The organism is Vibrio sp. KUL80 (assembly GCF_059725495.1).
The window spans coordinates 3,043,862-3,062,122 of record NZ_AP045841.1; the positions used below are offsets into that span (position 1 = coordinate 3,043,862).

Annotated in this window: 19 protein-coding genes; 5 read left to right on the plus strand and 14 right to left on the minus strand. The window is 45.4% G+C overall.

What is annotated here, in order from left to right; translation table 11 throughout:
• The first annotated feature begins 156 nt into the window (after window positions 1-156).
• Window positions 157-1,071: a GGDEF domain-containing protein gene (locus tag AC6I8U_RS13895; protein WP_498017192.1), complete on the plus strand. Its 915-nt coding sequence runs from the start codon at window positions 157-159 to the stop codon at window positions 1,069-1,071.
• Window positions 1,072-1,136: 65 nt separating this feature from the next.
• Here the strand turns inward: AC6I8U_RS13895 and arsB are convergent, their stop codons facing one another.
• From arsB to AC6I8U_RS13925, 6 genes are all read right to left on the minus strand, one after another.
• Window positions 1,137-2,192 carry an ACR3 family arsenite efflux transporter gene (arsB, locus tag AC6I8U_RS13900; RefSeq protein WP_252013384.1) on the minus strand — a complete coding sequence of 352 codons (1,056 nt, stop codon included), beginning with the start codon at window positions 2,190-2,192 and terminating at the stop codon, window positions 1,137-1,139.
• A gap of 98 nt (window positions 2,193-2,290) precedes the next feature.
• Window positions 2,291-2,599 carry an ArsR/SmtB family transcription factor gene (locus AC6I8U_RS13905; RefSeq protein WP_446569607.1) on the minus strand — a complete coding sequence of 103 codons (309 nt, stop codon included), beginning with the start codon at window positions 2,597-2,599 and terminating at the stop codon, window positions 2,291-2,293.
• A 127-nt stretch (window positions 2,600-2,726) separates the two neighbouring features.
• Entirely contained in the window at window positions 2,727-3,947 is a 1,221-nt protein-coding gene (gene arsJ / locus AC6I8U_RS13910) for an organoarsenical effux MFS transporter ArsJ (protein ID WP_498017193.1), read from the minus strand.
• Window positions 3,948-4,040: 93 nt separating this feature from the next.
• Window positions 4,041-4,535 carry a cyclin-dependent kinase inhibitor 3 family protein gene (locus AC6I8U_RS13915; protein WP_498018366.1) on the minus strand — a complete coding sequence of 165 codons (495 nt, stop codon included), beginning with the start codon at window positions 4,533-4,535 and terminating at the stop codon, window positions 4,041-4,043.
• A 2-nt stretch (window positions 4,536-4,537) separates the two neighbouring features.
• Window positions 4,538-5,542, minus strand: coding sequence for an ArsJ-associated glyceraldehyde-3-phosphate dehydrogenase (locus AC6I8U_RS13920; RefSeq protein ID WP_498017194.1), 1,005 nt, complete (start codon window positions 5,540-5,542; stop codon window positions 4,538-4,540).
• Window positions 5,543-5,589: 47 nt separating this feature from the next.
• Complete coding sequence (locus AC6I8U_RS13925; protein ID WP_128647956.1) at window positions 5,590-5,919, minus strand: metalloregulator ArsR/SmtB family transcription factor; 330 nt, start codon at window positions 5,917-5,919, stop codon at window positions 5,590-5,592.
• Between the two features lie 215 nt (window positions 5,920-6,134).
• Here AC6I8U_RS13925 and AC6I8U_RS13930 point away from each other — a divergent pair, with 215 nt between their 5' ends.
• Window positions 6,135-6,884 (plus strand): metalloregulator ArsR/SmtB family transcription factor, encoded by a 750-nt coding sequence (locus tag AC6I8U_RS13930; protein WP_498017195.1) that lies wholly within the window; start codon window positions 6,135-6,137, stop codon window positions 6,882-6,884.
• 15 nt (window positions 6,885-6,899) lie between these two features.
• Here the strand turns inward: AC6I8U_RS13930 and AC6I8U_RS13935 are convergent, their stop codons facing one another.
• The gene (locus AC6I8U_RS13935; protein WP_498017196.1) at window positions 6,900-7,568 is read right to left on the minus strand and encodes an HAD-IA family hydrolase; all 669 of its coding nucleotides are present in this window, start codon (window positions 7,566-7,568) and stop codon (window positions 6,900-6,902) included.
• Window positions 7,569-8,101: 533 nt separating this feature from the next.
• Between AC6I8U_RS13935 and pykF the strand changes: the two genes are divergently transcribed.
• From pykF to AC6I8U_RS13950, 3 genes are all read left to right on the plus strand, one after another.
• The gene (pykF, locus tag AC6I8U_RS13940) at window positions 8,102-9,514 is read left to right on the plus strand and encodes a pyruvate kinase PykF (protein WP_042475922.1); all 1,413 of its coding nucleotides are present in this window, start codon (window positions 8,102-8,104) and stop codon (window positions 9,512-9,514) included.
• A gap of 136 nt (window positions 9,515-9,650) precedes the next feature.
• A complete protein-coding gene (locus tag AC6I8U_RS13945) occupies window positions 9,651-10,964 on the plus strand; it encodes an IS4 family transposase (RefSeq protein WP_498017197.1) in 1,314 nt (437 codons plus the stop codon).
• 144 nt (window positions 10,965-11,108) lie between these two features.
• Window positions 11,109-11,792: a GntR family transcriptional regulator gene (locus AC6I8U_RS13950; protein ID WP_498018367.1), complete on the plus strand. Its 684-nt coding sequence runs from the start codon at window positions 11,109-11,111 to the stop codon at window positions 11,790-11,792.
• A 664-nt stretch (window positions 11,793-12,456) separates the two neighbouring features.
• On the opposite strand, the gene AC6I8U_RS13955 is transcribed toward AC6I8U_RS13950, so the two are convergent.
• The 7 genes from AC6I8U_RS13955 to rpsI all read right to left on the minus strand — a co-directional run bounded on the left by AC6I8U_RS13955 (window position 12,457) and on the right by rpsI (window position 18,247).
• Window positions 12,457-13,470 carry an IS110 family RNA-guided transposase gene (locus AC6I8U_RS13955; RefSeq protein ID WP_498017198.1) on the minus strand — a complete coding sequence of 338 codons (1,014 nt, stop codon included), beginning with the start codon at window positions 13,468-13,470 and terminating at the stop codon, window positions 12,457-12,459.
• A gap of 95 nt (window positions 13,471-13,565) precedes the next feature.
• Window positions 13,566-14,054 (minus strand): ClpXP protease specificity-enhancing factor, encoded by a 489-nt coding sequence (gene sspB, locus AC6I8U_RS13960; protein ID WP_234494547.1) that lies wholly within the window; start codon window positions 14,052-14,054, stop codon window positions 13,566-13,568.
• 24 nt (window positions 14,055-14,078) lie between these two features.
• Window positions 14,079-14,714 (minus strand): stringent starvation protein SspA, encoded by a 636-nt coding sequence (gene sspA, locus AC6I8U_RS13965; protein WP_042475917.1) that lies wholly within the window; start codon window positions 14,712-14,714, stop codon window positions 14,079-14,081.
• An 86-nt stretch (window positions 14,715-14,800) separates the two neighbouring features.
• A complete protein-coding gene (locus AC6I8U_RS13970) occupies window positions 14,801-15,538 on the minus strand; it encodes a cytochrome c1 (protein ID WP_234494548.1) in 738 nt (245 codons plus the stop codon).
• Window positions 15,535-16,800 carry a cytochrome b gene (locus AC6I8U_RS13975; RefSeq protein WP_042475912.1) on the minus strand — a complete coding sequence of 422 codons (1,266 nt, stop codon included), beginning with the start codon at window positions 16,798-16,800 and terminating at the stop codon, window positions 15,535-15,537. The genes AC6I8U_RS13970 and AC6I8U_RS13975 overlap by 4 nt, the downstream gene beginning before the upstream one ends.
• A complete protein-coding gene (petA, locus tag AC6I8U_RS13980; RefSeq protein WP_234494549.1) occupies window positions 16,800-17,390 on the minus strand; it encodes a ubiquinol-cytochrome c reductase iron-sulfur subunit in 591 nt (196 codons plus the stop codon). Before petA ends, AC6I8U_RS13975 begins: the two co-directional genes overlap by 1 nt.
• 464 nt (window positions 17,391-17,854) lie before the next feature.
• Window positions 17,855-18,247 carry a 30S ribosomal protein S9 gene (gene rpsI / locus AC6I8U_RS13985; protein WP_042475909.1) on the minus strand — a complete coding sequence of 131 codons (393 nt, stop codon included), beginning with the start codon at window positions 18,245-18,247 and terminating at the stop codon, window positions 17,855-17,857.
• Between the last annotated feature and the right edge of the window lie 14 nt (window positions 18,248-18,261).

An 18,261-nucleotide genomic window follows, 5' to 3' on the forward strand; every position in this document is an offset into this window, starting at 1 on the left:
TAATTGATAAGTTAACTATTTAAAAAGCAGCTTCGGCTGCTTTTTGTGGTTTCACCTGTCTCACACCTGAGAAAAAAGGCAAACACTGTCAGCAAAACCCTACAAATTGATATGCATCACAGTCCTTATGTATGGCGCATGATAGAAACAGCAAAAATGATAACTACCTCAACCACTTCCATTCGTAAGCCACGATTTGGTCTTGTGGGCTATAGTGGGATTTTTGCAGTGACAGATTTGACGTATCAGCAAGCGACGGCGCTTTTTCGCCATTTCCCTGGTTTTCTTTCTATCAGGAATGCGCAACATCAATATGTGTATATCAATGATAAGTTCACTGTTTGGCTACGTCAGTACTCTGATGTTGACCCTATTGGTCTTAACGCTGATCAGCTTTCAAAACGAGTCCCGAGTAATGTTGGAGAGATGCTCAGAGAGTGTCACGACGCCAGTTTGGAATATCTAGGAGCAGGACAATGTGCACCCAAGATCATCAAGTTCACCAGTTTAGATAAGGTGTCTTACTTCAACGTCCTAAAATTTAAGGTCCTCATTGATGGTGAACCTTATATTTACACCACCAGTTTCGATGTCACCGATTTGCATCACGAAGCCAAGTTCTTCGAGAAAAAAGCCTATACCGACCCCTTAACCAAGCTCCACAATCTCGCTTATCTGAGCTCAGTGCATTGGCAATACGGTTACTGCGTGGTGATAGATCTAGATAACTTCAAGCAGGTAAACGACACTTCTGGCCATAGCGAGGGGGATATTGTACTGATGCGCTTTGCGCGCTGCCTGAAACAGGCTTTTGCCGCTCAGGACATCTTGGTGCGCTATGGTGGCGATGAATTTGTCGTACTGACCCACCATCAAGACGAAGTCATGTTGCACTTAGCGCTTGAGAAGTTATCTGCCTTGTTTGAAAAGAACTTCGTAAACTATCCGATGCTATGCCACAGTGTGGGCTATACCCCTTTCCGTACCAGCCTGCGAGGAACCCTCAAGAAAGCGGATCTCGCCATGTACAAAGCAAAACACAACAAACGAAGTACGCTTGAACAGTCATAAAAAAACGGAGCCACTTGGCTCCGTTTTCAGTTTGATCGCTCTGTCGTCAGGTTCTGTACAGGACGCTAAGAGGAGTAGCGCGCTTTCATCTTTAAGGTGAAGTTGACCAAGGCAATCAATACTGGCACTTCAATAAGAGGACCAATAACCCCCGCAAACGCCTCTGGTGAGTTCAAACCAAATACGGCAATAGCAACGGCGATGGCTAACTCAAAGTTATTACCTGTCGCGGTGTACGCAATTGAAGCATTCTTATCAAATGGCACGCCCATTTTCTTCGCAACAAAGAAGCTCACGAAGAACATCAAGAAGAAATAAATAGTCAAAGGTATCGCAACACGAACCACCTGCATTGGCAGTTCTACAATCATCTCACCTTTTAGGCTAAACATAAGTACAATCGTCGCCAGCAACGCGATCAAAGTAATAGGCGAAACTGCTGGGATAAACGTTTCGTTGTACCACTGCTCACCTTTCTTAGCGACTAAGATCTTACGGCTTAAGAATCCTGCCAAAAACGGAATACCAAGATAAATCATGACACTCTCGGCAATCTCTCCCATTGAGATATCAACGACTTGACCTTGAAAGCCAAATTTAGGTGGCAGAACGGTAATGAATAGCCATGCCAAGAAGCTGTACGTCACGATTTGAAATACACTGTTGAGCGCGACAAGCGCTGCCCCGTACTCTTTGTTACCACCACCGATATCATTCCACACTAATACCATAGCGATACAACGCGCGAGACCAATCAGAATAACGCCAGTCATCAGGCTAGGCTCATCACCCAAGAAAGTCAGTGCCAGCACAAACATCAAGATTGGGCCCACTAACCAGTTCATGACCAAAGAAAGAGTAACGGCCTGCTTATCTTGCAGCACTTTGCCCATCAAACCATAGTTGACCTTGGCAAGCGGTGGATACATCATCAAAATAAGACCAATCGCTAGTGGGACGTTGGTACTGCCAACCGTCATTGACTCATTCAAGCCTTCGATTTGGCTTGGAAACGCGACACCCAATAGAACACCAACACCCATGGCTAAAAAGATCCACAGGGTCAGAAATCTATCTAAAAAGCCCAGTTTTTTCGGTTGCTCAATCGCTAATTCAGACATGTTAACTCTCCAATATCGTTAATCGTCGAATAACGATAAACAAGTGGTAATAAAAGCCGGCATCGCCGACTTAATGATAATCAGGGCTCTTAGCCAGCTTAATCAAATGTGGATAAGCTCAGCGAAGAAAACTCATCTAATGCTTCGCGCTGTATGCGATAGCAGACTTTAGGTGGCGTTGATTCTGCACTAATAAATCCTGCGACCTTCAAAATACGCAAGTGTTCAGAGACCGTTGACTGAGCAAGACCTAACTGCGACACAAGGTCGCTATTCAAACACCCACCAGCGCGCTCCAAATCGGACAGAATACGTAAAATCCGAATACGTGCAGGGTGTGACAACGCTTTTGCTTGTGCAGCTAACCTCTTCTCTTGAGATAACTGCTGCTCAGAGGCGACAAACATATCAGGATTTTCAACGCTACAACTGGTCACACTCTTTCCCCATCGTCTTTTGACGATAAATGTACGCCTGAAACAAAAAAGAGTCAATCGTCTTTTAACGATTGACTCTTTTTAATGAATATTCACTTTATCCTGCGATGGCTTTTGGCGCACCCGGCAAACGAATTGAGATGATGGTCGTTAGCACTAAGAACGCAAACGACACCCACATACAAGCTGCGAGCCCCGCCACTTGAAACACCCAACCAGACAACACAGTACCGATCAAACGCCCCATCGCGTTAGCCATGTAATAGAAGCCAACGTCCATCGACACGCCATCGCCTTTTGCATAGCTCACAATCAGATAACTGTGCAAAGATGAGTTAACCGCGAAGATAGCGCCAAAAATCAATAGCCCCACAACAATAACCACTTGTGGGTACCACTGCATCTGAACACAGTAAGCGATGATACCCGTCACCACGGCTAATGCCAGCGCCCACCACATGGCAGCACTGCCATCTGGTACTCTACCCTGCGCCTTGCCGGTAATCTTTGGGGCTATGCCTTGAACAAAGCCATAAGCGATGACCCATAGCGCTAGGAATCCACCGACTAAGGTATGATCCCAACCAAAGATGGAACCAAGATAGATGGGCAAAGCGACAACAAACCAAACATCACGCGCACCAAACAGGAACATACGCGCAGCGGATAAGATATTGATGCTCTCTGATTTGGAGAAGATCTGCTTAAACTTAGGCTTGGCTTTTGCCTTGCCCATATCGCTTTCTAAGCTGATAACGCTGCCAATGAACACCAGTGTCAACACCGCCGCCATTGCCGCTACGGCATACTGAAAGCCTAATACCGACAGCAACAAACCACCGATAAAGAAACCTGCACCTTTCAGTGCATTCTTAGAGCCGGTAAGAATCGCAACCCATTTGTAAAGCGCCCCTTGCTGCTCATCAGGCACCAAGGTCTTGATGGCACTTTTCGCACTCATCTTATTCAGATCCTTAGCAATACCTGACAGCGCTTGGGCCGCCATGACCCATGGAATGGTTAGCCAAGCACTCGGAACGGCCAGCATTAGCAATGCAAAAATCTGCATCCCAAGCCCGATATTCATGGTGCGATTAAGCCCTAAACGTGCTCCTAGCCAGCCGCCAATGAGATTGGTGACCACGCCGAAGAACTCATAGAACAGGAACAGGGATGCGATGGCGAGCGAGCTGTATCCGAGATCGTGGAAATAAAGCACCACCAACATTCGCAATGCACCATCGGTAATGGTGAAATTCCAGTAGTTAAAGGTCACCAACATATACTGGCGAACGCTTTTGCTAAGGTTAGACAACATAATTCTTCTGCCTAATAACAGGGACAAGTGTTCAGAAATAGAAGCCCTCATCAGAGGGCTTCTATTTAGGTTTACTCACTACGAGTGCTGCGCCTAGAACGTCGCGGCAAGCTTTTCTACATAGTCAATTTGAGGCTGCTTAGTGAAAGCGCCAGGGCGTAGTGCCTGAACTTCACGGCGAATCGTCTCAAGATCCCAGCCTTTCTCAAGCAGAAGGTTTGCCGCAAGAAGACCAGTACGACCAGAGCCGCCCATACAATGCATAGCAATTTTCTCTCCCGCTTCAAGCGCTTGATGAAGCTCTGGTGAGATTGCTTTCCAGCCTGCTGCAAACTCAGAACCAGGCGCGCGATCATCTTCAATTGGCGTTTGGAACCATTTGATGCCCAGCGCCTTTGCTTTTTCTCCAAGCTCAGCGACGCCTGCTTCTGTCATCTCGTGATTATCCAAAGCCGTCACGATTACCGTGACACCTTGCTCTTTAAGTTGCGCCAATGAGTCGTCTAATGACGCCTCTTTGGTACCCGGACAAGGCGTTAGCACTAGCGCAGCGTTATCTACGTTTAGTTCCCATGTTGGATGCATCAACATTACCCCGCTAGACCGACCTTACGAACCAATTCTGCTGTGCGTGTTGCATAGCCCATTTCATTGTCATACCACGCGTAGATTTTCACCATACGAGAGCCAACGACCATAGTAGATTGCGCGTCAACGATGGTTGAGCGTTGGTCACCACGGTAATCGATAGACACAAGCGGACGCTCTTCAAAACCAAGGATGCCTTTTAGCTCGCCTTGTGATGCTTCTTTAAGAAGTGCGTTAACTTCTTCAGCCGTGGTATCGCGTTTTACATCAAAGATGATGTCGGTGAGTGACGCGTTCGCTAGTGGTACACGCACTGCGTGGCCGTTGATCTTGCCTTTTAGCCCAGGGAAGATCTCAACGATAGCCGTTGCACTACCCGTCGTGGTTGGGATAAGGCTCATACCACATGCGCGTGCACGGCGCAGATCTTTGTGCGGCGCATCAAGGATAGTCTGCGTATTCGTTAGGTCATGAATAGTTGTGAACGATGATTGCTCGATACCTAGTTTCTCGTGAATCACTTTCACAACAGGCGCGATGCAGTTGGTTGTACAAGATGCCGCCGTCACGATACGGTGCGCTTCTGCATCAAAGATTTCGTCATTCACACCAACAACGATGTTAGCAATGCCTTCTTCTTTTACAGGCGCTGACACCACAACACGCTTAACGCCTTGGTCTAGGTATTTATTTAGGAATTCAGTTTTACGGTGCACACCTGTTGCTTCAATCACAACATCACAGCCAGACCAATCGATCGCGTCGATATCGCGCTCTTGAGTCGTTTTAATGCGCTTACCGTTCACCACAAGCTCATCGCCTTCAACGGCTACACCGTGATGCCAAGTTCCTTGCACTGAATCGAACTCCAATAAGTGACCTAGTGTGGTTGCGTCACCGGCAACATCATTAATCAAAACAAACTCAAGTTCGTCCCAATCAAATGCTGCGCGAAGCGCCAAACGGCCAATTCGACCAAATCCGTTAATGCCTACTTTAATCGCCATAACTTAATCTCTTAATTACGAAAAATATTCGGTTGTACCGTCAAGCTTTAAGCATCGTTCGATGATGACACAAGCTCGTTAAAGTTTAATTGATAAGCACTTTGCAAACAGTTCGACTGTTCAAGCCCTTTCAATGTTCGATAGAGCCAACCAGGCAATCCTTCAGCTAAGCTGTAAAAGACGTGCTGCCCTTGCCTCGTATCCTTGAGCACACCTGCTTGTCTAAGCATAGCTAAATGTCTCGATACTTTAGGCTGGCTCTCTCCCAATGCCTCCACCAGATCGTTGACACAGACCGAGCCGTTGGCCGACACCCAAAGCAGGGTTCGAATACGGGTTTCATCAGACATCAATTTGAAAAACTCATGTGGAAGCATCTTTAAGTACTCATATATGGATATGCGTATATATTAAAAAATATCATGGCCGAGTCAAGGATCTTTTTTGAAGTGTCATAAAAGCTTCATACTGAATATAGCCGATACTGGTTAAAACGATTGAGAGGCAACAGAGGGATACAATGCTTTCATTCGCACCGATAAGCTTTCATAATATCGTGTGCGCTAATACAAGCCGATTTGATGAGGACACCATGACAAAAAAAATACTCTTTGTTTGCAGAGGAAACTCGGCACGCTCGCAGCTCGCAGAGGCGATCGTCAACAGAGATTATGCGGATCAATACCAAGCATTTAGCGCTGGTAGCAATCCAAGTCATGTCGACAATAGAACGTTAACAACACTCAAAGAATCTGGTTTTGATTGCGAGGCTCTGCGCTCAAAGTCGGTAGAAGAGTTCGACGGACAGCATTTTGACTATGTCATCACGCTATGTTCATCAGCGCACAAAGAATGCGGAGTATTTGAAAACAGCCAAGAGAGCCTGTTTTGGGATCTCCCCTCTCCCACCTCTTTATCGGAGACTTCTTTTGACGCCTCTTTATATGATCTGTACAAGCGAATCGAACTGTTTGTCGCCGTGCACAGTGACAGTAATGATTTAGATTTTGACCCACTGGTGATTCATAAGTGTCTGAGCGATCAAACAAGGCTTCTTATCACCTTGATGATATTTACCGAAGTGGAGCTCAGTGTGGGTGAGTTGTGCGACGCATTGCAAGAATCTCAGCCAAAGATCTCTAGAGCGCTCGGCGTACTTCGAAACTGTGGGATAGTTAGCGATAGACGCCGAGGACAATGGGCGTTTTATTCCATCTCAGATAAGCTACCGCTGTGGGCTATCGACATACTGGATGCATCTGTTGTTAGCATGCGTAGCAAATTACTCGCCGCTAATCAGTTACTCAACCAATCTGCCAATCGCCCAGACAAGCACAACTAACCTATGCTTTGAAGCTCATTGAACAAAGGCTAGTAACTGCCTCATATCGGAGATGTAGTGTAGGTAAGGGCTATCGACTTCAATCTTTTTATGAGGCTCTGCATGTGAGAAATACAAGGTGGTGACTTGTGCTCCTATGCCCGCTTGAACACCGACAAGAGAGTCATCAATAAATAGACACTCTTCTGCTCTCACTTGCATTTTATCCATGACGAAGTGCAGAAGTTTCGGATCTGGCTTCCAGGCATGGGCGTCCAATGCGCTGTACACCGTACCCTCGAAATAGTGGTCGAGTTTTGTCAGCGGTAAGGTAAACGCCATCTTTTCGTGAGGGGCATTTGACGCTATGCATATGGCAATATTGTTGGCTTTAAGCACATCCAAAACCTCATAAACACCATCGATGACCGTGAGCTTCTCAGTGAACAGCTCCTGACAGCGCTGACGATAATGGCGAACAAGTCCTGTTAAGCTGTCATCACTAAGCAATGAGCTATCAGCGATAAGCTCGCCAAAGATCTTTTCAAGCTTTACCCCTTGGAACTGATCTTTCACCTTCTCATAATCAACATTAACGCCAACGCTCTCTAGTACTTCGACGATTGCCTGTATACATAAACGTTCGCTATCGATTAGCGTGCCGTCACAATCAAAAATCACACATTTGATGCGGTTTGAAGCCATATTTTACTACACCTCACGATTCCAACTGGCTCTTTTTGAACAGTAAACAGCCATACTGAGTACACAATATCACCAGCAATGAGCCTCTTCAATGGACAGGATTCTGTACCGTATTGGTAACCATTTTGAAAAAAAGTTACCAAATGGTGTCGATTCATCCGGTTTATTTATTTTGATCCAAAAATTAAATCTTAAGCGCCGAAACCTTGCTCTAAAACAAGTTATGCACAGTGAAATCCGATCAATTCGGTGGTAGAATTCGTGCCCGAAAAGAAAATAAATTACAGAATTAGTGGTTATTTTTTTGTAATCTTACTGAATTATCTTAGTGAGAGCCCAAAAAAGTGGCCTAGAAAGCGCCTCAATCAGTCATAAAATGACTAAACTTGATGAAAGACTTTCATTTCTAGAAGAAGCGAAACTAGAGAAAAGATTGATAGCTCATGTGAATTATTTGTGGGCATCCCTAGCCTTCTAGAGAGACTAATACTAACTTTCAAATTGCAATTATATTTACTCGGAGAGTATCTTCCATGAAAAAGACCAAAATCGTATGTACGATCGGCCCTAAAACTGAGTCTGTAGAGAAACTGACTGAGCTAGTAAACGCAGGCATGAACGTGATGCGCCTAAACTTCTCTCACGGTAACTTCGAAGAGCACGCGAACCGCATCTCTAACTTCCGTGAAGTAATGGCAAACGTTGGCAAGCAACTAGCAATTCTTCTAGACACTAAAGGTCCAGAAATTCGTACTATCAAACTAGAAGGCGGCAATGACGTTGATCTAGTAGCTGGTCAAGAATTTACTTTCACTACTGACGCTTCTGTAGTTGGTAACAAGGACGTTGTAGCGGTAACTTACCTAGGTTTCGCTAAAGACCTATCTGCTGGTAACACTATCCTAGTAGACGACGGCCTAATCGAAATGGAAGTTATCTCAACAACTGAAACTGAAGTTAAGTGTAAAGTTCTTAACAACGGTGCTCTAGGTGAGAACAAAGGTGTTAACCTACCAGGCGTTTCTGTACAGCTTCCAGCGCTTTCTGAAAAAGACAAAGCTGACCTGAAATTTGGTTGTGAGCAAGGCGTTGACTTCGTTGCTGCTTCTTTCATCCGTAAAGCTGCAGACGTTAAAGAAATCCGTGACCTTCTTGACGCAAACGGCGGCGAGAGCATCCACATCATCTCTAAGATCGAAAACCAAGAAGGCGTTGATAACTTCGACGAGATCCTAGAGCTTTCTGACGGTATCATGGTTGCTCGTGGCGACCTTGGTGTTGAAATCCCAGCTGAAGAAGTAATCTTCGCTCAGAAGATGATGATTGAGAAGTGTAACCGTGCTCGTAAGACAGTTATCACTGCAACTCAAATGCTTGACTCTATGATTCAAAACCCACGTCCAACTCGTGCAGAAGCGGGTGACGTTGCAAACGCAATCATGGACGGTACAGATGCAGTAATGCTTTCTGGCGAAACAGCGAAAGGTAAATACCCTGTTGAAGCGGTAACTATCATGGCTCAAATCGCTAACCGTACTGACGGCGCACTAAAAGCTGAACTAGGTTCTCGTCTAGACAGCCCACGTCTACGTATCACTGAAGCAGTATGTAAAGGTGCAGTAGACACAGCTGAGAAGCTAGCTGCTCCACTAATCATCGTTGCTACTGAAGGTGGTAAGTCTGCACGTTCTGTACGTAAATACTTCCCAACAGCAAGCATCGTTGCACTAACAACTAACGCTAAGACAGCTGCACAGCTAGTTCTTACTAAAGGTGTTCGTCCAGTTCTTGTTGACTCAATCGACAGCACTGATGAATTCTACAAAAACGGTAAAGAGTACGCTCTAGAATCTGGTTTTGGTAAGAAAGGCGACATCGTAGTTATGGTTTCTGGTGCACTAGTAGCATCTGGTACAACGAACACAGCATCTGTTCACGTACTATAATTCCGACGAGTTATACAAAATATCTATAAAAAGAGGGCTTCGGCCTAATGCCGATCAGTTAACAACTAAATGATCGGTTGAACGATCCATTCAAAGTGTCAAAATCCGAGTGTATTCAATGCACTCGGATTTTTTTATGTTTTTAAGACAGGCTCTTAACCAAGTTCATCAATTCTCTGCAGAGCAACTTTCGGGTTTATCTGATCTGCTTTCGCCAGAACTCATTTCCCAATGTTTGGAAGATACAGGGATTACGACTATTCGTAGACGAAGATTGCCAATGGAAATGATGGTTTGGAGTGTTGTTGGGATGTCTTTGTATCGCCATTTGTCCATGGAGAAAGTCGTCTCGAAGCTGGATATTCTTCTCCCAGGTAAGAAGCCATTTGTTGCTCCGAGTGCAGTAATCCAAGCAAGACAAAGGCTGGGCTCCGATGTCATGAAATCGGTTTTTACTCAAACGCAGAAGCTCTGGAATGACAAAACGCCCCATCCAGACTGGCATGGTTTAACACTGCATGCGGTCGACGGTGTAGTCTGGCGAACTCCTGATACTAAAGACAATGACGAACGCTTCAGTCGAACTCGGAATCAAAAATGCTCGTCCGAATACCCTCAGGTTCGAATGGTCTGCCATATGGAACTGACAAGTCATCTTCTGAATAGTGCATCTTTCGACTCCACATCAAAGAGCGAAGTGGACTTAACTACGGAGCTCATCGTTCACTCTCCCGACCATAGCCTAACTATCTTCGATAGAGGTTTTTATGCTCTAGGTCTATTACACCGCTGGCAAACAACAGGGGTAGACAGACATTGGCTTATTCCAATGCGTAAAGGGGCCCAATACACAATGCTCCGCAAATTAGGGCGTGGGCAAGAGTTGGTCGAATTAAAGCTATCCCCTCAAGCTAGGAAAAAGTGGCACGACGCACCGGAAACACTGGAAGCTCGATTGATAACTAAGACTATTAAGGGTAAAGAGGTACGGTTGTTGACCTCGATGACTGACCCTTTACGCTACCCAGGAAAAGACATCTCGGAGCTATATAGCCATCGATGGGAGATAGAGTTGGGCTATCGAGAAATGAAACAATATATGCTCCAAAACAACCTGACCCTAAGAAGTAAAAAGCCCGAGTTAATAGAACAAGAACTGTGGGGTATGCTGTTGGCCTATAACCTACTGCGGTTCTTGATGTGCCAAATGGCCTACGACCAAAATAAGGTAATGCCTTACCAGATAGGCTTTAAACAAGCCTCGTTGTTCTTAATAGGACAGTTACAACTCCTTCCTGCCGTCGCACCCGGAAGAATCCCGGAGGTGATGAACTATATCCTAGATATGGCTGAGAGTTTTACGTTGCCAGAAAGGCGGGATAGAAGCTATCCAAGAGCAGTAAAAAGAAGGCCCAGTCGCTATGCGACTAGACCTTCTAAAAGGTGTTAGATGCTTCTTAACTTACAAGCATTAGGGCTTCGGCCCTCTTTTTTTTATAATTGCCTTGCCCATTTTTTCAACACGCTGTACTATCAAAAACAGGTTTACAACATGGCATACCGCCATAGTTTTCCAACTATTGTTTTTAAAGTTATGAGGTGCATCGTGTCTAGCCCAACATTGACAGACAAGGTCGCAAAATTGATCTGTCAGGACATTCTTTCTGGAGAACTTAAGCCAAACCAAAAACTGGTAGTAGCAGAGCTTAAAGAAAAGTATAACGTCGGAGCCTCTCCGATAAGAGAAGCACTCATACAGCTTTCTTGGATTAAATACGTCAAGCTTGAGCCGCAAAAAGGCTGCTGGGTCGCTCCAATCTCGAAACTGGAGTTATATGATCTTTATGAGAGTCTTAAGGTGGTGTCTTCTGTGCTGCTTGAGAAGTCTATTCAGCAAGGAAATGAAGGCTGGGAGCTAGAGATCCTAACCGAGTTCCACAAGCTATCTCGATTCAAATTCCAAGGTGATAACTTTAATTGGGTTGAGTGGGAAGAGCGTCAAGAAGCTTTCTATAGTTCACTACTTAGTGGATGCTTTTCAAAGAACATGCTCGATTTCTTCAACGATATCATTCGCCAAGTTAAGCGCTACCGTCGCGTTTCATTAAGCCACTCGCCTAAGCCATTTGCTGAGCTATTTAATCTTGAAGAGCACGAAAAGATGATGAAGCTGACACTCGACAAAGACCTAGACGGCGCTCGTCAGCAGCTTACTCAATACCTCTCCGATATGATGAAGGATATCGAATCAACAGTAAATGAGATTGAAATGAAATAAAAAAATCGGGGCTAGCCCCGATTTTTACCATCCAAAGAATTCTTTGTGATGTGTGTTGAGTAGCAGCACCATAGGCAAAAAGTATAATGCGCTCAACTTAATACCCAAAACGACTAATGCGCCGATGGTAAGCCTTACCAAAAAGTGATTGTACATAACAAACCTCTATCACCTAACTCATTGACATACAAGATGATCTTGTCCAATCAAAGCAGAATTCCATTCTAGAGGAAGGGAAAAATGTGTACTAAAAAGTGTGACCTTTCTCCAAGATGCCTAGTTTACTGATTACACTAAGATGGTCAAGTTTTAATCAGCATTAGACTAAAGTCTAATACAGTGGCACGTCTTTTACACGTCTCAGAATAAAGAAGAGATCAACTCAAGGTAGGATAGCGAGGAAGGTGTACCCTTGTTACGCATTAAAATGTATGGTCCGCCCCGTTATTGCAACTACAATTTAGTAATAACGGAGTTGGTTTGCGCTATGTATTCGGAGTCCACGTTGGGAACACTAACTTCCCCGCTCCACGATGATATCCGCGCCAGATTATCCTTAAAAAAAGCCGAAAGCATTAAATGCTATTTTTTGTGACAGGTTACTAATCTGGCCGATTGACCGTTTTTGTCATCACGTTCATTGGCGTTGCAAACTTGGTTATGGCTATGCAGCCTGAAAAGCTTGGCGGTGATACAACACCACCCAAGCTATTCTCGCCAGCTTGTTGGCAAGTGCTACTAAAACCACATTAAAAGGTTTCGTTGCTCGAAGATTCACTAACCAATCTCCAAACACCTTTCCTGTTGTTTCTATCCTAGAAAGTACGGCCCGAGCGCCATGAATAAATAGAGTCCTTAGGTGTTTATTCCCTCGTTTACTCATGCCTAACAGCTTAGACTTTCCCCCTGTTGAGAATTGTCTAGGAACTAACCCAAGCCATGCTGCCATCTCTCGCCCTCCATCGAAATTAGAAGCGGAACTGATGTTCGCTACGCACAACGTTGCCGTTAAATCACCGACCCCTGGGATGGTCTTCAGCAACTCTGCGCTTTCATTACTTATAGCGATGCTTTTCAACTTTTGGTCTTGCTCAGAGACTCGGTCATTTAAGTACTTGTAGTGTTCATGAATCGAGAGAAGTTCAGCAATAAGACTTTGTGGCAATTCAACATCTTGTTCCGCTAACCATTGAAACAGTGTTTTCATCTTCGCATGCCCTCTAGGGAAGCTGAGTCCAAATTCGAGTAGCAATGCACCAATACGACTCATACATGCGGTTCGTTCTTTCACATAGCCTTCTCGTACACGATGAATAGCAGAAATAACTTGAGCTTCTTCTGATTTAACCGAGACAAATCTCATGGTTGGTCGACTGGCGGCTTCGGCTATCGCAGCTGCGTCGATGAAGTCATTCTTATTGCCTTTGACGTAAGGCTTTACATATTGAGGTGGGATGAGACGAACTCGATGCCCAAAGGCTTGGCACTTTCTTGCGAGCCAGTGAGCACCACCGCAGGCTTCGAAAGCAATCGTTGTGTGTTCGAGTGAGGATAAGAAACGCAGGAGTTGGCTTCGATTAAACTTACGGCGAATAACTTCCTTGCCAGAATAATTATTACCTACTGCATGAAAGCAGTGCTTACCTAAATCGATACCTAAAATGTGGATGGTAGACATATGGTTCACCTCGTTCTGAGAGCCTACTCTAAGCGTAGGGGCTTAAGAGTGAGGCGGACCATATAATTAAGCCGCATATTAAATGCGGCTTTTTGTTATTTGACTACTCGAAGACTTGGTCGCCCTTTTGGTTTAGGCGGTTCATCGTCTCCGTTAGGCTCTTCATTGGTTTGCTCTGGCTGTTCCGTCTCAGCGGCAACAGACAAGCCTGTTGTCACTTCCGGCTGAGAGATGTCTTCTTCTTCAATAGAAAGATAAGCATCTTCAGGCTCAAACATAGTTCCAGCACCGTTTTCACGAGCATAGATAGCTTGTACAGAGTACAGCGGAGCAATCACTGAGTGCGGTTTGCCACCAAAACGAGCGTGAAACGTAATCGCTTCGTTGCCCAGTTCCAGTTGTCCAACCGCTCTAGGAGCAATGTTAAGAATGATCTGACCATCTTGGACAAACTCCAAAGGAACTCGAACACCCGGCATGTTTGCATCAACAACAATATGCGGTGTTAGATCATTTTCAACAAGCCAATCATAAAATGCACGAAGCATATATGGTCGGCGAGGTGTCATTTTTTCAATATCCATCGTCTCAGGAGAAACCTATAAGGACTAGCGAACCAAACGCATCTCACGCTCAGCTTCTGTTAGAGAAGCTAGGAATGAATCACGTTCAAATACACGGTTCATGTACACTTTGATCTCTTTTGAGCCAGGACCAACTAGCTCGATACCCATTTCAGGTAGACGCCACAATAGTGGTGCTAGGTAGCAATCAATTAGGCTAAACTCTTCGCTCATGAAGTACTCATACTCAGCAAAAATAGGTGCTAGAGTCAGTAGGTCATTGCGAAGTTTATTGCGAGCCGCTTCTGCTTCTTCAGCAGAGCCTTTCATTACTTTCTCAGCAAGTGAGTACCAGTTACGCTCAATACGATAAATCATCAGGCGGCTGTTACCACGAGCTACAGGGTATACTGGCATTAGCGGTGGATGCGGGAAACGCTCATCAAGGTATTCCATGATGATCTTAGAATCGTAAAGGGCTAGCTCACGATCGACCAAAGTTGGCACTGTCTTGTATGGGTTTAGTTCAGCAAGCTCAGCTGGGATGTTTACATCATCCACTAACTCGACTTCAACACTAACCCCTTTTTCCGCTAGAACGATTCGAACCTGGTGGCTATATAAATCAGTAGCACTGGAAAAAAGAGTCATCACAGAACGTTTATTGGCAGCTACAGCCATGGAGCCCTCCGGGATACTTACAAAAAACAATGGAGGCTGTGCCTCCATTGTGAACAAATTGGAATTAACGCGCTATGATAGCACAATTAGTGAACATCGCGCCAATACTCTTTCTTAAGCAGCACAACGACGATAGTAAAGATGACTAGGAACGCCATCACCCACCAACCTAGCGCATGGCGCTCAAGCTTCACTGGGTCACCTGAGTATTCAAGGAAGTTGACGAGGTCGCGTACTGCATCGTCATACTCACTTGAGCTCAGCTCACCACGACCATCGGTTTGAGTGCCAACAATCACTTGTACTTCCTCACCATCAACGATCTTAGTCTCGAAGATTGGTGTCGGGATACCTTGCAGCTCTTCAAGAACATGCGGCATACCCACATTCGGGAAGGTGGTGTTGTTCACGCCAAACGGACGACTTGGGTCGACATAGAAAGTACGTAGGTATGTGTATAGCCAGTCTACGCCGCGAACACGAGCAACCAAGGTTAGATCCGGTGGCGCTGCACCAAACCAAGCCGCTGCTTGTTTCTGAGGCATAGAGTTAACCATCAAATCACCGATCTTAGCTTCTGGGTCGAACACTAGGTTCTCTTTTGCAAGATCAACCGGGATACCCAAGTCAGTCGCCACACGCTCATAGCGTTGATACTGCGTCGAGTGACATGCAAAGCAGTAGTTCATAAACAGCTTGGCACCGTTTTGAAGCGACGCTTTGTCCGTCAAATCATTGTTTGCTTTATCAAGATTTACATTGCCACCAGCCGCTAGTGCTAGAGATGGCAGCAATGCGAAAAGTACTACAATCCACTTTTTCATTTGAATGTCACCCTCTCTGGCAATGGCTTGGTGTTCTCATTTTTACTGTAGAAGAACAGCAGAACGAAGAACATGAAGTAACCTAAACTGAAGATCTGAGCCAGTAGCGTGTACGTCGGCGTCGCTGGTAGCGCACCAAGGATACCCAAAGCAATAAAGCTAATGGTGAACTGGATGATGTTGATTAGGTGAATCTTACTTCTGTAGCGATAAGAGCGAACTTTACAGCGATCGAACCAAGGAAGTAGGAATAGGAACACAATCGATAGACCCATTGCTACCACACCCAATAGCTTGTCCGGAACCGCACGCAGAATCGCGTAGAACGGCGTGAAGTACCATACCGGAGCAATGTGCTCAGGGGTCTTCAGCGGGTTCGCTGCTTCAAAGTTAGGTGGCTCAAGGAAGTAACCGCCCATCTCTGGGTTAAAGAACAACACATAACAGAACAGGAAGAAGAAGCCAGCCACACCAACAAGATCTTTCACCGTACCGTAAGGATGGAAAGGAATCGAATCAATGATGTCGTATTTCTTACTGTAGTAATCGTGGAACTTGAACTGCGTCTTGTAGTCGTCGCCCATGCTGCCTTTAGGAAGCTTAGTCTCAATACCATCAGGGTTGTTTGAGCCTACTTCGTGTAGAGCGAGTACGTGCAAGACAACAAGAAGTAGCAGCACGATTGGCAGAGCAATCACGTGAAGCGCGAAGAAGCGGTTAAGCGTTGCACCAGAGATAATGTAATCACCACGGATCCAAAGCGTTAGGTCATCACCGATAACGGGAATAGCACCAAAGAGCGAGATGATTACCTGTGCACCCCAGTAAGACATTTGTCCCCAAGGTAGTAGGTATCCCATAAATGCTTCTGCCATCAACACAAGGAAGATCAGCATGCCGAATACCCACAGCAGCTCACGCGGCTTCTGGTAAGAACCGTAGATAAGACCACGGAACATGTGAAGGTAGACAACAACGAAGAAGGCCGAGGCGCCCGTTGAGTGCATATAGCGGAGTAGCCATCCGTATTCCACATCACGCATGATGTATTCAACAGAGGCAAATGCACCTTCGCCAGAAGGTACGTAGTTCATTGTTAGCCAAATACCCGTTAGGATTTGGTTAACCAGCACTAGCATGGCTAGTGAGCCAAACAGATACCAAAAGTTGAAGTTTTTTGGCATTGGGTATTCGGATAGATGCTTTTTATAAGCATTCATCGCGGGTAGACGTTTTTCTACCCAATCAAGTAACACTTGCATTATGCATCCCCCTCATCAACACCAATAAGGATTCTGGTATCGCTCAAGTACATGTGTTTAGGAATGACAAGGTTGAGTGGCGCTGGTACGTTTTGGAAAACACGACCAGCCATATCAAACTTAGAACCATGACACGGGCAGAAGAAACCAGACTTCACACCTTGGACTTGTTCACTAAAGGAATCAGCAAGATAGGTAGGCGAACAACCTAGGTGGGTACAGAAACCAACGGCAACAAAGTACTCCGGTTTAATGGAGCGGTACACGTTTTGTGCATACTCTGGCTGTTGTTCTTCAGCGGAGTCTGGGTCACGTAGCTGATTGGCAAGGTTGCTTAGGTTGTCCACAACAGATTGCGCGCGACGCACAACCCATACCGGCTTACCCTGCCATTCAACACGAACCATTTGACCTTCTTCAAGCTTGCTGACGTCCACTTCAACAGGGGCACCAGCAGCTTTTGCTTTGGCACTTGGGTTCCAAGATTTAATAAAAGGAACGGCGACTGCAGCTGCTCCCAAACCACCGACAACCGCAGTTGTCGCAGTAAGGAAACGCCTGCGACCGTTATTTAAAGGCGCATTGCTCATCCAACATTTCTCCCATTTGCTCCTTTGGGTCAACACTGAGCGAATCCAAGTTGCTCTTTTAGATGGAATAACCCATTGGGGAACCATTCCTTGGGCTATTTTCCTTCAAATTGAACGAGCCAATAGTACTAATTATTTTGGCTACTTGAGTCTGCTCAGACATCGATTCCGACCAGTAGAGCATGGCTAACAAAATACGAATTTTAGTTGTATTTATTTGATAGCAAATGATAAAGAAAACCCTACTTTTTGACAAGATAAAGCTACCTTTTCGTAACATCTATAGCAGGAAATCGCTTGCTAGTTCACAAAAGGAGGGAAAAGGAGAGAGTGAAGATCAGAGTTTCTGAATTTAATGAGGTTATTGGACGTATAAATACAAAAAAGCCCAGCCGAAGCTGAGCTTTTTGATTCCACGTTCCAGCATAAAACTGGAAAGCATAATTTTCCCGGTAAGGAGAAAATTAACGCTTAGAGAACTGTGGACGACGACGTGCTTTACGTAGACCAACTTTCTTACGTTCAACGCAACGAGCGTCACGCGTAACGTAGCCAGCTGCACGTAGAGCAGGACGTAGAGTCTCATCGTATTCCATTAGCGCGCGAGTGATACCGTGACGGATAGCACCTGCTTGACCAGAAATACCGCCACCTTTTACAGTAACGAATAGGTCTAGCTTCTCAGTTAGTTCAGTTAGCTCAAGAGGCTGACGAACTACCATGCAAGAAGTTTCGCGACCGAAGTAAGTTTCTAGTTCACGCTTGTTAACTACGATATTGCCAGTGCCTGGTTTGATGAAAACACGAGCAGCTGAGCTTTTGCGACGGCCAGTGCCGTAGTATTGATTCTCTGCCATTTTCGAAATCCCCG